Source organism: Altererythrobacter lutimaris, from assembly GCF_013371495.1.
GTDB lineage: Bacteria > Pseudomonadota > Alphaproteobacteria > Sphingomonadales > Sphingomonadaceae > Erythrobacter > Erythrobacter lutimaris_A.
The window spans coordinates 1877308-1892163 of sequence record NZ_JABWTA010000001.1 but is presented as its reverse complement, the minus strand read 5'-3'; the positions used below and the strand labels follow the sequence as shown (position 1 = coordinate 1892163).

The following is a 14856-nucleotide window of genomic DNA, read 5'->3' as shown; positions in this document are numbered from 1 at the left end:
TAGTCTGAACGACCAAAGGAATGCACAGATGCATAGCCGAGTATTGGGAATTGTTGTGGGCGTGCTCGCATTAGTAGGGTTGGCGTCGCCCGCTCATGCTGACGAGATTTTTACGGGCGCGTATGTCCACGGCGTCGACACACCGTTCAGTTTGGAAGTCGCCGATCAGGACGCAGCGAGTGTACAACTGGGTTATCGGTTCGATCCGGTTGAGCAGGTGCTAGACATCGAGCCTTATGTGATTGCATCAGTGAATACCGCAGGTGATGCGAGCTTCATTGGCATTGGGATCAGCCGCAAGTTCGACCTGGGCGGGGTCTATCTGCGGCCGGGTGTTGGGCTGGTTGTGCAAGAACAATCCGGTGTAGAATTCGATCCAGAAACACTGCGTCGCACAGACCTTGGCAGTCAGGTCCTCTTTGAACCTGAGATCGCCATAGGCGCGCAGATTTCGGAGCAAGTTTCCATTGAAGCAAGCTGGGTGCATCTGAGCCATGCCCGGCTGTTCGATAGCGAGCAGAATCCCGGTGTGGACATGTTCGGGGTGCGGCTGAACTTCCAGATTTAGCCACTTTCGCGTGGGCAACCATTGAGTATCTGCTCGAGCAGCCGTGATCGGGTCAGGCATGCAAGAAGGGCAGCGCCATCGCTGGCACTGCCCCTTGTTTGATCAGCTTGAAGCTGATCGATGCGACTGATGACGCGAACTCAATTACTTGAGTTCTACAGTACCACCAGCTGCTTCGATCTTGCCCTTGATCTCTTCGGCTTCTGCCTTGGCAACGCCTTCCTTAAGCGGCTTTGGCGCGCCTTCGACAAGACCCTTGGCTTCGGTAAGGCCGAGACCGGTGATGGCGCGGACTTCCTTGATCACCTGGATCTTCTTGCCACCGTCGCCGGTGAGAATGACGTCGAATTCGTCTTTCTCTTCAGCAGCGGCACCAGCGTCGCCACCGCCCGCAGGGGCACCAGCAACAGCAACTGCGGCAGCAGCGCTAACGCCCCACTCTTCTTCAAGAGCGGTTGCAAGTTCAGCTGCCTCGAGGACAGTCAGTTTCGACAGTTCTTCAACAAGCTTGGCAATATCAGCCATGATGTTTCACTCCAAAATACATGCCCCGTAATGTGGGGCCGGCTGGGGTTCGGCTTTCGTTAGTGAACCCCGGAAAAAATCGCGTTTGCGAACCTTGCGTCCCTTACGCAGCGTCCTTGGCGCCATAAGCACCGAAGACACGTGCAAGCTTGGCAGCCGGTGCGTTAACGACCTGAGCAACCTTGGTTGCAGGTGCGTTGACGAGGCCAACAATCTTGCCGCGCAGCTCATCGAGGCTTGGCATCGAGGCGAGTGCCTTGACCCCAGCTTCGTCGAGCACTTGGCTGCCCATCGAGCCACCAACGATCTCCAGCTTGTCGTTCGACTTGGCGAAATCGACAGCAGCCTTGGCGGCTGCGACCGGGTCGGAAGACCAGGCCAGTGCAGTCGGGCCGGTGAGAAACTCATCGATACCCGTATAGTCAGTGTCTTTCAGAGCGAGCTTGGCGAGACGGTTCTTCGCAACCTTGTAGGACGCACCCGCTTCCCGCATCTTCCCGCGCAGCTCAGTGGATTGCTCCACTGTCAGGCCGAGATTGCGGGTCACAACGACAACACCAACCTCGTTGAAGACTGAGTTAAGCTCAGCGACCGCTTCGGCTTTCTGCGAACGATCCATGCCATACTCCTTCATTATGATCGCGCGGACCAAGGCCCACGCGACCGGCTCAAATCTGATCATGCCGCTTACCGGCATAACCAAAGGTCCGTTTGACTAGGGAAGGAGGACGCCGCTTGCGGCATCGAATGGCCATGCGTTTCAGCAGAGCCGGAAATCTCGTTTCCCCGTCTAGGCTGGAAATTAAGAAGACCGGAATGTCTTCACCAACTGTCTCGGACGGATGACCACTCGAAAGCGGTCGGGGGCGCAAATAGCGGTGTATCCCAACGAGTCAAGCATTCTTGCTCATTCAGCGCACGCCGGGTTCAGAGCGCGAAGTGCAGATAGCTGGCGAAATTGCCGCCGGCGTGGATCAGCCATCCCGGCACGATCGAGCCGCCACCGAACTTTTCATTCGCGTATCCCATGCACCATCCGGCGAGTGCTGGCAGGCCGAACAATGTTGCGATTGTCAGGACATGTGGTTCTGGCGCACCCGGCACCGCGAAGATCACGAGATGCACGGCGCCAAACAGAATGGCCTGGATCGCATTGCCGGTTTTGAAGCCCAGCCAGTTGATCAGCCGCTTAGCGATGAGCCCGCGAAAAATCAGCTCTTCGGTAAAGCCTGTCTTGATCAACGCGCCGAGAGCAATCACGCCGATCATTGCTGGCGTAAAGCCTTGCTCCTGCAATTTGCCTCCGACAGTTCCGGGGCCGGTTGCAAGATCGCCCAGCGGGCCAAGCGCGATGAAGACAGCTGACAGCGCACCAAGGCCAAGCAAGATGACAGCAGATGGCAGGAGCCATCCATCGCTCGGCCGCGTCAGTCCGACCCATTGGGTGAAGGGCGCACGCTTGCGTCCGAAAACGGCCCAGATCGCGGCGGCGAGGACAAACCCAACCGCGAGCTGGACCGTTGTATCGACAAGCTCTTGAAGCAGCATCGGACTATTCGGTCTCGTAGCCGAGCAGGTCGCCCGGCTGGCATTCAAGCTCGCGGCAGATCGCTTCGAGGGTTGAGAAGCGGATGGCCTTGGCCTTGCCGGTCTTGAGGATCGAGAGGTTCGCAAGTGTCAGGCCGACCCGCTCAGCGAGTTCGGTTAGCGTCATGCGTTTTTCGTGCAGGATATCGTCGAGCTTGACCACAATCCGTGCTCCTTCTTCTGGGGTTGCTGGGGGCATCAGACCGTTCCTTCCAGATCGTCGCGCATCTCAGTGCCCTTGCGGAACACACGTGCGAGGATGAACAGTACGACAGCGAGTATGACTGCACCGGGGTCGAGGCCTGCATCGACAGTGAAATTCTGTTCCTCGAATGCGTTGGCGGCCAGCAGGCCAATGCCTGCAAGTGGCAGTGCGATGACCTGAATGGCAAGAGTGATCCAGCCCATCACACCAAGGCGGTCTGCATTTTCTGGCACAAAGGGGTCGCCTGCGCCTACCGTCTCTATGATCTGGCGAAGATTGCGGAAGAAGACGAAAGCCATTGCGACGATAACAAGTGCAAGAAGCAGGACTGCGACAATCGCTCCGACTGTAGCCCCGAGCGATAGAGTGGAATCTGCCGTCAGCTCCTTGGCGATATGATCCTGACTGAGCAGTACCACAGGTATTGCGAAGGTCAGCGCAATCGCGCCAAGGCCGAGAAAGACTTGGAAGATATAGGTGAGGATGCGCCCGAACTTGAGCAATGCATCATTGGCGAGTGGGTTTGACATGCGAATACTCCAGTGATGCCTCAGGCCAGTTCAACCAGCTGGCTGGTCGAGGCATGCGCCTGTGCGGGCGGAACCGTCACGATAGCTTGCAGCGAAATGACTGAGATAAGGACAGCCATGACTGCGGCGACGGATTGTTGTTTGAATGTAGACATTATCGATCTCCTTGATGTTCAATATTGATTATCAATATGCCTGACATTGTTTATCGTCAAGCAATAATATTGAAAAACGATATAATACATATCGAATTTCGTGATTACTGTTGATTTTTCAGGGGAATTTTTCGCGATTTTGCGCGCGAGAATGGAGATCGAGCCATAGGCAAGCGGCCTGGCCGCAAGCGATCTGAGAGAGAATCAGTATGACTAGTGATGTGAATCGCCGCTTGGGTTGCCTGATCAGGCAGCTCGAGCGTGCAGAACCATACCCAGCTGATCGCGGTGCGCTTCGATGGCGGCGACCTCGCCTTCGGAAAGCTCCAGCGGCTCAATCGGCGTCAGCTGTATCCGCCAGTGCAGATTGGCAGGGCCACCGGGCGCATTCGCATACTGATGGCCCTCACCGCACTCAAATTTGATCCATTGCGCAATTGCATTGGCCCGGCCCTTGCGCGTCGTGACATTCGCTATTTCGCTGTCGACGACGCTTTGCGTCAATCCCGGCGCATGATGGAACATGAATAGCGAGGCGGAAGAAGACTGTAGTTCCAAATCCGCGCGACTGGCGCGTACAGCTATGTTACGTGACAGCAGCTGAGTGGAGGCGGATAGGTCAAAGCCTTCTACATCAGAGGTGAACTCCGGCATCCCACCAAAGTCGACGAGCGCAACTTGCACCGAAGTCATGCTTGGCAGAAATATCCCGTCATCCTTGATAAGTCGCCGGCTGGCATCGTTCAGCGATGGGAGCAAAGCTTCACCATACATGTCGTCAGAGATTATCTCAGACACGATCAAATCCACCCTGCTGCCGAGATCCGCTTCAGGATCGAGCTCAATCGACGGCTTGGTCAGCACAGTGATCCGATCAGCTAACCCGTTCGCTTCGATCACTTTATTGGCCGCCCTGGCAAGAAGAGCATTCGCCTCACAAGCATAGACATGCGTTGCGCCAGCGCGCGCTGCCATCATGGAGAGGAGGCCGGAGCCTGTTCCGATGTCCAACACTCTTCGGCCTGCTGCATGTCCTTCGAGAGCTTCGCGATAGACACGGTTGCGTGCGGTGTCGCGCAGCATGGAGTCGTGAAAGCCCGGGATGAGATGGACGACCGATTGGCGGATCGCCGCTTCCCAAAAAGGATCGCCTGCATAAAGCGCGTTTGCTTTGTCGATCAGAGATGAGACCATGCCTGTACGCCCAGCCTCCGACAAGCCGCGCACCATCAGCAGGAAGGCGGCCGGATTGCCAAGTGGGTCGTTTGAAGCGGCCTCGGCCATAAAAACCTGCCCTCTGAACGATCGTGCGCGGTCTCAAAGACCGCATCTATGACAAAGCTTAATTCGATGGCGGACGCAACCCAAATGCCGAGGGCCAGCACTTGAAGGCAAGGGCTGATTGACAAGGCATCCTCGCCTTCCTACATGGCTGTCAACCGCGAGCTTCGAGCAAGGCTGATTCATGCGCGGGGATCGGCTTTAAGGATGGAAGCAGCGGGCTTCAAAATCGCGACGCTTTAAATGAGCTGCAGCAAGCGGACCGGATAGGTGCGCCATACGCTGCGGCCTTTTCGCGTCCGAAACGAAGCCAATTTCGCGTGACGCAGACGCAATCAAGACTGAAGCCTGCAAGCGGACACGCAAGCAGGCATACTTATAAAGAGGCATATCTCTTCCATGGCGACTAAAGCGAAATCGACCAAGAAGGCCGCTGCCCCTCAGGGCACAGCCAAGCGCCGCATCCGCAAGATCTTCGGGGACATCCACGAAGCAGTGCAGATGCCGAACCTGATCGAGGTTCAGCGCGAAAGCTACGAGCAATTCCTGCGCTCGGACAAGGAAACCGGCTATGTCTCCGGCCTTGAGAAAACGCTGCGCAGCGTTTTCCCGATCCGCGACTTTGCAGGTACCGCTGAACTGGACTTCGTTCATTACGAGCTTGAGCCGCCGAAATACGACACAACCGAATGCCGCCAGCGCGGCATCACTTATGCCGCTCCGATGAAGGTGACGCTGCGCCTGATCGTGTTCGAAGTCGATCAGGAAACCGAAACCCGCTCGGTTTTGGATATCAAGGAGCAGGACGTTTACATGGGCGATATGCCGCTCATGACGGACAACGGCACCTTCATCATCAATGGCACAGAGCGCGTTATCGTTTCACAAATGCACCGTTCGCCTGGTGTGCTGTTTGACCACGACCGCGGCAAGACGCACAGCTCAGGCAAGCTGCTGTTTGCTGCACGCGTGATCCCGTATCGCGGTTCATGGCTCGATTTCGAGTTTGACGCGAAGGACATCGTCAATGTCCGGATCGACCGTAAGCGTAAGCTGCCGGTGACGGCGCTGCTTTATGCGCTGGGCTTGGACAGCGAAGAAATCCTGCATCACTTCTACGACACCGTTTCCTGGGCGCGCGCTAAGGATGGCTGGAAGATTCCATTCGTCGCAGAAGCATGGCGTGGTCAGAAGCCTGCCTTCGCTCTGGTTGATGCGAAGACCGGCGAAGAAGTCTTCCCGGCTGGCCAGAAGATCAGTCCGCGCGCGGCTAACAAGGCTGCCAAGGACGGTCTTAAGGACCTGCTGCTGCCGACTGAAGAAATCTTCGGCCGCTATGCTGCAAACGACCTGATCGATGAGAAGACCGGCCGCATCTATATCGAAGCGGGCGAAGAAGTGTCTCCGGACAATCTCGAGAAGCTCGACGCTGCCGGTATCGACAAGCTTGAACTGCTCGACATTGACGAAGTCAACACGGGTCCATGGATCCGCAACACGCTGCAAGTCGACAAGGCGGAAAATCGCGATGAAGGCCTGGAAGCGATCTACAAGGTCATGCGTCCGGGCGAACCACCGACGAAGGAGACCGCGGAAGCTCTGTTCGAAGGTCTGTTCTTCGATGGGGAGCGCTATGACCTGTCGGCTGTTGGCCGCGTAAAGCTCAACATGCGTTTGGGCCTTGATGCTGAAGACACTGTGACAACGCTGCGAAAGGAAGACATCCTTGCTGTCGTCAAGGAACTGGTCGGCCTCAAGGACGGCAAGGGCGATGTCGATGACATCGACAACCTCGGCAACCGCCGCGTTCGCTCCGTCGGTGAGCTGCTGGAAAACCAGTACCGCGTTGGCCTGTTGCGCATGGAGCGTGCAGTCAAGGAGCGGATGAGCTCTGTCGATGTCAGCACTGTGATGCCGAACGACCTCATCAACGCGAAGCCTGCTGTGGCAGCTGTGCGTGAGTTCTTCGGTTCTTCGCAGCTTTCGCAGTTCATGGACCAGACCAACCCGCTGTCCGAAGTCACGCACAAACGCCGCGTCTCGGCGCTTGGCCCGGGCGGTTTGACGCGTGAGCGTGCAGGCTTTGAAGTCCGCGACGTTCACCCGACGCATTATGGCCGTATCTGCCCGATTGAGACGCCGGAAGGCCCGAACATTGGCCTGATCAACTCGCTGGCTTCGTTCAGCCGCGTCAACAAGTATGGCTTCATTGAAACGCCATACCGCCGCGTCGAAGACAACAAGGTCACCAGCGAAGTCGTCTATCTCTCCGCAATGGAAGAGCAGAAGCACACCGTGGCGCAGGCTTCGGCTGAGCTGAAAAAAGACGGCAGCTTTGAAGAAGAGCTCGTCTCTGCACGTCAGAACGGCGATTATTTCATGGCGCCGCGTGAGCAGATCACGCTGATGGACGTTTCACCCAAGCAGCTCGTTTCTGTTGCGGCCTCGCTGATCCCGTTCCTTGAGAACGATGACGCGAACCGCGCGCTGATGGGCTCGAACATGCAACGACAGGCTGTGCCGCTGGTCAAGGCGGAAGCGCCTTGGGTCGGTACCGGCATGGAAGAGACTGTGGCCCGCGATTCCGGCGCTGCGATTGCAGCAACCCGCGGCGGCATCGTCGACCAGGTTGATGCGACGCGTATCGTGATCCGTGCGATCGGTGATGTCGAGCCGGGTCAGTCCGGTGTGGACATCTACACGCTGCAGAAATTCCAGCGCTCGAACCAGAATACCTGCATCAACCAGCGTCCGCTGGTGAAGGTGGGTGAGACGATTGAAGCAGGCGATATCATCGCTGACGGTCCTTCGACCGACCTCGGCGAACTCGCGCTTGGCAAGAACTCGCTCGTCGCGTTCATGCCGTGGAACGGCTACAACTACGAAGATTCGATCCTGATCTCTGAGCGCATCGTGAAGGACGACGTGTTCACTTCGATCCATATCGAGGAATTCGAAGTGATGGCTCGCGACACCAAGCTTGGGCCAGAAGACATCACCCGCGACATTCCAAACGTTGGCGAAGAAGCGCTGCGCAACCTGGACGAAGCGGGCATCGTTTACATCGGTGCAGAGGTGCATCCGGGCGACATCCTTGTCGGCAAGATTACGCCAAAGGGCGAAAGCCCGATGACGCCGGAAGAAAAGCTTCTGCGCGCGATCTTCGGTGAGAAGGCTTCTGACGTGCGCGATACCTCCCTGCGCCTGCCTCCGGGTGTTGCCGGAACAGTCGTGGAAGTCCGCGTCTTCAACCGCCACGGTATCGAGATCGATGACCGTACGCGCGCGATCCAGAACGAAGAGATCGAGCGCCTGCGCAAGGACAGCCAGGACGAACGCGCGATCCTCAACCGTGCGACTTATAACCGCCTGCGCGATATGCTTGTCGGTCAGACCGCTTCTGCAGCGCCTAAGGGCGTGAAGAAAGGCACGAAGATCGACGCTGAGCTGCTTGAAGGCATCGACAAGCACGAATGGTTCAAGTTCGCAGTGGCTGACGACAAGCGTCAGGCGCAGCTCGAAGCGGTGAAGAGCCAGTACGACGAAGCTGCCAAGGGCATCGACGACAAGTTCGAAGACCGTAAGGAGAAGTTGGAGCGCGGTGACGAACTCGCACCGGGCGTCCTAAAGATGGTTAAGGTCTTCGTCGCGGTGAAGCGCAAGCTGCAGCCGGGCGACAAGATGGCTGGCCGTCACGGGAACAAGGGTGTCATCAGCCGGATCCTTCCGGTCGAAGACATGCCTTTCCTTGAAGACGGCACGCCGGTCGACATCGTGCTCAACCCGCTGGGCGTGCCTTCGCGCATGAACGTGGGTCAGATCTTTGAAACGCATCTCGGCTTCGCAGCGCGCGGCCTCGGCATGCAGATCAAGGAGCAGCTCGAAGAGTGGAAGCTTGCTAACCCGAATGCGGCGGAAGACTTCAAGAAAGCGAAGCCGCCCGAAGCAGTCGTTGAGCGTCTGAAGGACGTCTATGGCGAGCAGTACCACGATGATATTGACAGCCGTTCCGCTGAGCAGATCATCGATCTGGCCAGCAACCTGACTGCAGGTGTCCCGATGGGTACTCCGGTGTTTGACGGCGCCCGCGAAGGCGATGTGACCGACATGCTGGTGCAGGCCGGTGTCGACAGCTCGGGCCAGTCCGTGCTGTTTGACGGACGCACCGGTGAAGCTTTCGACCGCAAGGTCACAGTCGGCATCATCTACATGCTGAAGCTGCACCACCTGGTCGACGACAAGATCCACGCTCGCTCGATCGGTCCGTACTCGCTCGTCACGCAGCAACCGCTGGGTGGTAAAGCGCAGTTCGGTGGTCAGCGCTTCGGTGAGATGGAAGTCTGGGCACTGCAAGCATACGGCGCAGCCTACACCTTGCAGGAAATGCTCACCGTCAAGTCGGATGACGTGATCGGCCGGACCAAGGTCTACGAAGCGATCGTCAAGGGCGACGATACCTTCGAAGCGGGCATTCCGGAGAGCTTTAACGTTCTCGTCAAGGAAATGCGCTCGCTGGGTCTCAATGTCGAACTGAAGTCTTTGACCGATGAGAGCGACGAGGACGAATGGCCGGAGGCAGCGGAATGATCGGACGGATAAGCTTAGCTTTGATCCCGGCAGCTGTCTTGCTTGCGGCAACCGGCGCTCAGGCTGAAGAATCTCCAATCGAAGCGCTTTATGTCGAGGCGATGGAATGCCGCGTTGCTGGCAAGGTTGTGCAAGGTCTCCCGAGATCTGACGAGCCAAGCCAGGAGGAACTCGACCTCGTCGCTCAGTCAGAAGCTGTGGAGGCCTCCTATGCGAACACTGCCCGGTGGCTGGGATCGAAAATCGGCAAGGATGCTTTGCGGGTGAAGACCGAATACGCGATCGCGATGTTGGGAGTAGCCCGCAAGATTCTCGAAAATGAGCGGGCGAGCATCGATTATGCCCGTACGGCAGTTTCTTGCGCCAAAGCCATTCAGGAGGCGGAAGCATAAGGAGAGGCGCGCGAGCGCTTATTCCATATTCCGCCTCGAAAGAATTCATCCCCTTAAGGGAACTAAGTCATGAACGAACTGACAAAATTCACCAACCAGCTGGCCAAGCCGGAAACCTTTGACCAGATCCAGATCGGCCTCGCTTCGCCAGAGCGTATCCGCAGCTGGTCTTTCGGCGAAATCAAGAAGCCGGAAACGATCAACTATCGTACGTTCAAGCCTGAGCGTGACGGCCTGTTCTGCGCGCGCATCTTCGGTCCGGTAAAGGACTATGAGTGCCTCTGCGGCAAGTACAAGCGCATGAAGTACAAAGGCGTCGTCTGCGAAAAGTGCGGCGTTGAAGTCACTGTCACCAAGGTTCGCCGTGAGCGCATGGGCCACATCGAACTGGCCGCGCCGGTTGCGCATATCTGGTTCCTGAAGTCGCTGCCTTCGCGCATCGGCCTGCTGCTCGACATGCAGCTGAAGCAGCTTGAGCGTGTGCTCTATTTCGAGAGCTACATCGTGATCGAGCCCGGCCTGACGCCGCTGGAGAAGTACCAGCTGCTGACGGAAGACGAGCTGCTCGAAGCACAGGATGAGTATGGCGAAGACGCTTTCTCTGCTGGCATCGGTGCGGAAGCGGTCAAGATCATGCTGATGGATCTCGATCTCGAGCAGGAAAAGGAAGACCTGCTGGAAGAGCTTGCGACGACCAAGTCTGCATTGAAGCCGAAGAAGATCATCAAGCGGCTGAAGGTCGTTGAGAGCTTCATCGAATCGGGCAACCGTCCGGAGTGGATGATCCTTGAAGTGATCCCTGTGATCCCGCCAGAGCTGCGCCCGCTGGTGCCGCTGGATGGTGGCCGTTTCGCGACGTCTGATCTCAACGATCTGTATCGCCGCGTGATCAACCGTAACAACCGTTTGAAGCGTCTGATCGAGCTTCGCGCGCCGGACATCATTGTCCGTAACGAGAAGCGCATGCTGCAAGAGGCGGTTGACGCTTTGTTCGACAATGGCCGTCGCGGCCGCGTCATCACGGGCGCGAACAAGCGTCCGCTGAAGTCGCTTTCCGACATGCTCAAGGGCAAGCAAGGCCGCTTCCGTCAGAACCTTCTGGGTAAGCGCGTCGACTATTCAGGCCGTTCGGTCATCGTGACCGGTCCGGAACTGAAGCTGCACCAGTGCGGTCTTCCGAAGAAGATGGCTTTGGAGCTGTTCAAGCCGTTCATCTATGCCCGTCTTGATGCGAAGGGTCTGTCGATGACCTTGAAGCAAGCGAAGAAGTGGGTCGAGAAAGAGCGCAAGGAAGTCTGGGACATCCTTGACGAAGTGATCCGTGAGCACCCGGTTCTGCTGAACCGTGCGCCAACGCTTCACCGTCTTGGCATTCAGGCGTTCGAACCTGTGCTGATCGAAGGTAAGGCGATCCAGCTTCACCCGCTGGTCTGCGCAGCCTTCAACGCTGACTTTGACGGTGACCAGATGGCGGTCCACGTGCCGCTCTCGCTTGAAGCGCAGCTTGAAGCACGCGTGCTGATGATGTCGACCAACAACATCCTCTCGCCTGCCAACGGCAAGCCGATCATCGTTCCTTCGCAGGATATGGTTCTGGGTCTCTACTACCTCTCTATGGAGCGGCAGGAGAAGGCGCCGGAATATATCGAAGAGAAGGGCGGCGATAAGGTCGAGAAGCTGCCGCGCTTTGCCGACATGGCGGAAGTGCACCACGCGCTTGAGACGAAGTCTGTTACGCTGCACACCAAGATCATCGCGCGCGTCCCGCAGGCTGATGAAAAGGGCAAAGTCAGCATGCAGCGCTTTGTCACGACGCCAGGCCGTATGCTGATCGGCGAATGTCTGCCGAAGAACCACAAGGTTCCGTTCGACATCGTCAACCGCCTTCTGACCAAGAAGGATATCGGTGATGTGATCGATGAAGTGTATCGCCACACGGGTCAGAAGGACACAGTGCTGTTCGCTGACGCGATCATGGTGCTGGGCTTCCGTCACGCGTTCAAGGCCGGCATCTCCTTCGGTAAGGATGACATGATCATTCCGGACTCGAAGGATGGCATGGTTGAAGAGACCAAGAAGCTGGTTGCTGACTACGAGCAGCAGTATCAGGACGGCCTCATCACCCAGCAAGAGAAGTACAACAAGGTGATCGACGCCTGGAGCCGTTGCGGTGACCAGGTGGCGGACGCCATGATGGACGAGATTAAAGCCCAGCCGATCGACAAGGACGGTAAGCAGGCTGAGATCAACTCAATCTACATGATGAGCCACTCCGGTGCGCGTGGTTCGCCAGCGCAGATGAAGCAGCTTGCCGGTATGCGCGGTCTGATGGCCAAGCCTTCAGGCGAGATCATCGAAACACCGATCATCTCGAACTTCAAGGAAGGTCTGACCGTTCTTGAATACTTCAACTCGACCCACGGCGCTCGTAAGGGCCTTGCCGATACCGCGCTCAAGACGGCGAACTCGGGTTACCTGACCCGCCGTCTGGTTGACGTCTCGCAAGACTGCGTGATCGTTGAAGAGGACTGCAAAACCGATAACGCGCTGGAAATGCGTGCCATCGTTCAGGGTGGTTCTGTCATCGCTTCGCTGGGTGAGCGTATTCTTGGCCGTACGGTTGCAGAAGATCTCATCAATGCGAAGACCGACGAAGTTATCGTGAAAGCGGGAACGCTGATCGACGAACCGATGGTCAAGCTGATCGAAGAAGCTGAAGTGCAAAGCGCGAAAATCCGCTCGCCGCTGGTCTGCGAAGCAGAGCAAGGCGTGTGTGCGACGTGCTATGGCCGTGACCTGGCTCGCGGTACGCCTGTGAACATCGGTGAAGCTGTTGGCGTTATCGCTGCTCAGTCCATCGGTGAGCCGGGCACGCAGCTGACGATGCGGACCTTCCACATCGGCGGTGCAGCGCAGCTCAACGAAACCTCGCACCTTGAGTCGATTTCGGACGGCAAGATCGAATATCGCGACATGCCGACCATCACCGACAAGAAGGGCCGCATCCTTTCGCTTGCTCGTAACGGCGAGATCGCTGTGATCGACAAGGAAGGCCGCGAGCGTGAAATGCACAAGGTGCCTTACGGTACCGTGCTAATGTTCAAGGATGGCGCGAAAGTGAAGGAAGGCGACCGTCTTGCTGAGTGGGATCCGTTCACTTTGCCGATCATTACCGAGCAATCGGGCGTTGTGAAGTATCAAGACCTCGTCGAAGGCACGACGCTGGAAGAGCGTTCGGACGAAGCGACCGGTATTGCGCAGCGCGTTGTCACGGAAAACCGTGCAACAGGCCGCAAGAAGAACGATGATTTGCGTCCGCGGCTTACGCTGATGGGCGAAGAGTCGACTGGTAAGAAAGGCGAAGAAACCGAAGCGCAGCGTTACATGCTGGCTCCGGGTACGACGCTCTCGGTCGACGATGGTCAGGAGGTACAGGCGGGTGACATTCTTGCCCGTGCTTCGCGTGAAGCGGCAAAAACGCGCGACATCACCGGCGGTCTGCCGCGTGTTGCGGAGCTGTTCGAAGCCCGCATGCCGAAGGATGTGTCGGTGATCGCGAAAATCTCGGGCAAGATCGAGTTCGTCCGTGAATACAAGGCGAAGCGCAAGATCGCCATCGTTCCGGAGGAGGGAGATCGCGTCGAGTATCTGATCCCGAAGACCAAGGTCATCGACGTTCAGGAAGGCGACTTCGTGAAGAAGGGCGACACGTTGATTTCCGGCTCGCCCAACCCGCATGACATCCTGGAAGTTTTGGGGATTGAAGCTTTGGCTGAGTACCTCGTCAACGAGATCCAGGAAGTCTACCGATTGCAGGGCGTGAAGATCAACGACAAGCACATCGAAGTGATTGTTCGCCAGATGCTGCAGAAGGTCGAAATCACCGATGGCGGAGACACCACGCTGCTGCCGGGTGAACAGATTGACCTCGCTGAAATGCTCGAAGTGAATGCCAAGCTGACGAAGAGCAAGAAGCCTGCTGAAGGCACGCCGATCCTGCTCGGCATCACAAAGGCCTCGCTGCAGACGCGTTCGTTCATCTCGGCTGCTTCGTTCCAGGAAACCACGCGCGTGCTCACGCAGGCCGCGGTTGAAGGCAAGCAGGACACACTGATCGGTCTGAAAGAGAACGTGATCGTGGGCCGCTTGATCCCGGCAGGCACGGGCGCTGGCATGAACCGCATGCGTGTGACAGCATCGAGCCGTGACGCCGCGCTTCGTGCGCAGTGGAAGAAGCAGCAGGAAGCTTTGGCAGTGGCTAACGAAAGTGAGCCAGAACCGGAAGCGGACGCAGTTCCTTCTGAAGACGCGATGAAAGCTGCTATGGGCGGTGGCGGAGACGCTGCTGAATAATCGCTAAGCACTCACGCGCTCAAACGCACACAAGACCCCGCTGGAGCTGACGCTTCGGCGGGGTTTTCTGTGCAAAGACTGCGTCGAGATGACGTCACGCAGCCTAAATGATATTGCGAAGCGTTCGCATTTAAGATACTCCGCTTGCAGGTTTCAGAATCGTGGGAGTGCTTTTGTGCGACAATCCGAACCGACAAGCGCCGCTTCATGGATCGAAAAATTGCAGGAGCGACCTCACGTCGATGAGCTCGATACTCTTGCGGTCAGGTTCGTTTTCTCGCTTCGATTGATTGCAATCCATCGGCGTGCCAAACGCGATCCTGTGCCGGAGCTTGCGGCGAGACTGGGCAATGTTACATCAGCTATTGCAGCGCTCGATCTGGTTGAAACGCTTACGTCGGTTTGGCCTGAACCGATCCAGGTGGGGCGAGCGTGTTGTCGCGCCCTTACTCTGGATGAAGCCACGATGGGGCGGGCCGTTCAAGCGGTATCAGCCCGCGACCGCGAAGCCTTTGTTCACCAACTCGACGGTCTCATGAAAGCTGGCCGCGTTGATCTGCTATGGGAGCAAGCGATGACCTTCGTCGCTGCTGAGTTCGCGGCGGGTTAGCTGGCCTTGCCGAAATCGTTCTGGCGGGCCGTTCTGCTTGCCGCCGTCACAAAGCGCCGCTAT

At 57.4% G+C, this 14856-nt stretch carries 11 protein-coding genes and 1 pseudogene; 5 read left to right on the top strand and 7 right to left on the bottom strand.

Going from position 1 to position 14856, the window contains the following annotated elements:
* Window positions 1-28 precede the first annotated feature (28 nt).
* A complete protein-coding gene (locus tag HUO12_RS09105; RefSeq protein WP_176273255.1) occupies window positions 29-568 on the top strand; it encodes an acyloxyacyl hydrolase in 540 nt (179 codons plus the stop codon).
* Between the two features lie 144 nt (window positions 569-712).
* On the opposite strand, the gene rplL is transcribed toward HUO12_RS09105, so the two are convergent.
* The 7 genes from rplL to HUO12_RS09075 all read right to left on the bottom strand — a co-directional run bounded on the left by rplL (window position 713) and on the right by HUO12_RS09075 (window position 4854).
* On the bottom strand, window positions 713-1093 hold the full coding sequence (gene rplL / locus HUO12_RS09100; RefSeq protein WP_176273254.1) for a 50S ribosomal protein L7/L12: 381 nt from the start codon (window positions 1091-1093) through the stop codon (window positions 713-715).
* Between the two features lie 103 nt (window positions 1094-1196).
* Window positions 1197-1712: a 50S ribosomal protein L10 gene (rplJ, locus tag HUO12_RS09095; protein WP_176273253.1), complete on the bottom strand. Its 516-nt coding sequence runs from the start codon at window positions 1710-1712 to the stop codon at window positions 1197-1199.
* A gap of 308 nt (window positions 1713-2020) precedes the next feature.
* The gene (locus tag HUO12_RS09090) at window positions 2021-2641 is read right to left on the bottom strand and encodes a CPBP family intramembrane glutamic endopeptidase (protein ID WP_176273252.1); all 621 of its coding nucleotides are present in this window, start codon (window positions 2639-2641) and stop codon (window positions 2021-2023) included.
* Between the two features lie 4 nt (window positions 2642-2645).
* Window positions 2646-2879: a helix-turn-helix domain-containing protein gene (locus HUO12_RS09085; RefSeq protein WP_176273251.1), complete on the bottom strand. Its 234-nt coding sequence runs from the start codon at window positions 2877-2879 to the stop codon at window positions 2646-2648.
* Window positions 2879-3415: a DUF2975 domain-containing protein gene (locus HUO12_RS09080; RefSeq protein WP_176273250.1), complete on the bottom strand. Its 537-nt coding sequence runs from the start codon at window positions 3413-3415 to the stop codon at window positions 2879-2881. Before HUO12_RS09080 ends, HUO12_RS09085 begins: the two co-directional genes overlap by 1 nt.
* 20 nt (window positions 3416-3435) lie before the next feature.
* A complete protein-coding gene (locus tag HUO12_RS14610; protein ID WP_269748042.1) occupies window positions 3436-3570 on the bottom strand; it encodes a hypothetical protein in 135 nt (44 codons plus the stop codon).
* Window positions 3571-3816: 246 nt separating this feature from the next.
* The gene (locus tag HUO12_RS09075; RefSeq protein ID WP_176273249.1) at window positions 3817-4854 is read right to left on the bottom strand and encodes a 50S ribosomal protein L11 methyltransferase; all 1038 of its coding nucleotides are present in this window, start codon (window positions 4852-4854) and stop codon (window positions 3817-3819) included.
* Between the two features lie 396 nt (window positions 4855-5250).
* On the opposite strand from HUO12_RS09075, the gene rpoB reads away from it, so the two are divergent.
* The 4 genes and pseudogenes from rpoB to HUO12_RS09055 all read left to right on the top strand — a co-directional run bounded on the left by rpoB (window position 5251) and on the right by HUO12_RS09055 (window position 14793).
* Window positions 5251-9438, top strand: coding sequence for a DNA-directed RNA polymerase subunit beta (rpoB, locus tag HUO12_RS09070; protein WP_176273248.1), 4188 nt, complete (start codon window positions 5251-5253; stop codon window positions 9436-9438).
* A complete protein-coding gene (locus HUO12_RS09065) occupies window positions 9435-9830 on the top strand; it encodes a hypothetical protein (RefSeq protein WP_176273247.1) in 396 nt (131 codons plus the stop codon). The genes rpoB and HUO12_RS09065 overlap by 4 nt, the downstream gene beginning before the upstream one ends.
* Before the next feature lie 69 nt (window positions 9831-9899).
* A pseudogene (gene rpoC, locus HUO12_RS09060) lies at window positions 9900-14058 on the top strand (DNA-directed RNA polymerase subunit beta'); the annotation flags it as partial.
* Window positions 14059-14469: 411 nt separating this feature from the next.
* The gene (locus tag HUO12_RS09055; protein WP_176273245.1) at window positions 14470-14793 is read left to right on the top strand and encodes a DNA-directed RNA polymerase subunit beta'; all 324 of its coding nucleotides are present in this window, start codon (window positions 14470-14472) and stop codon (window positions 14791-14793) included.
* Window positions 14794-14856: the final 63 nt, after the last annotated feature.

Coding starts and splice junctions, on each gene's coding strand:
- HUO12_RS09105 (WP_176273255.1), top strand. CDS start 29: ATGCATAGCCGAGTATTGGGAATTGTTGTGGGCGTGCTCGCATTAGTA.
- rplL (WP_176273254.1), bottom strand. CDS start 1,093: ATGGCTGATATTGCCAAGCTTGTTGAAGAACTGTCGAAACTGACTGTC.
- rplJ (WP_176273253.1), bottom strand. CDS start 1,712: ATGGATCGTTCGCAGAAAGCCGAAGCGGTCGCTGAGCTTAACTCAGTC.
- HUO12_RS09090 (WP_176273252.1), bottom strand. CDS start 2,641: ATGCTGCTTCAAGAGCTTGTCGATACAACGGTCCAGCTCGCGGTTGGG.
- HUO12_RS09085 (WP_176273251.1), bottom strand. CDS start 2,879: ATGCCCCCAGCAACCCCAGAAGAAGGAGCACGGATTGTGGTCAAGCTC.
- HUO12_RS09080 (WP_176273250.1), bottom strand. CDS start 3,415: ATGTCAAACCCACTCGCCAATGATGCATTGCTCAAGTTCGGGCGCATC.
- HUO12_RS14610 (WP_269748042.1), bottom strand. CDS start 3,570: ATGTCTACATTCAAACAACAATCCGTCGCCGCAGTCATGGCTGTCCTT.
- HUO12_RS09075 (WP_176273249.1), bottom strand. CDS start 4,854: ATGGCCGAGGCCGCTTCAAACGACCCACTTGGCAATCCGGCCGCCTTC.
- rpoB (WP_176273248.1), top strand. CDS start 5,251: ATGGCGACTAAAGCGAAATCGACCAAGAAGGCCGCTGCCCCTCAGGGC.
- HUO12_RS09065 (WP_176273247.1), top strand. CDS start 9,435: ATGATCGGACGGATAAGCTTAGCTTTGATCCCGGCAGCTGTCTTGCTT.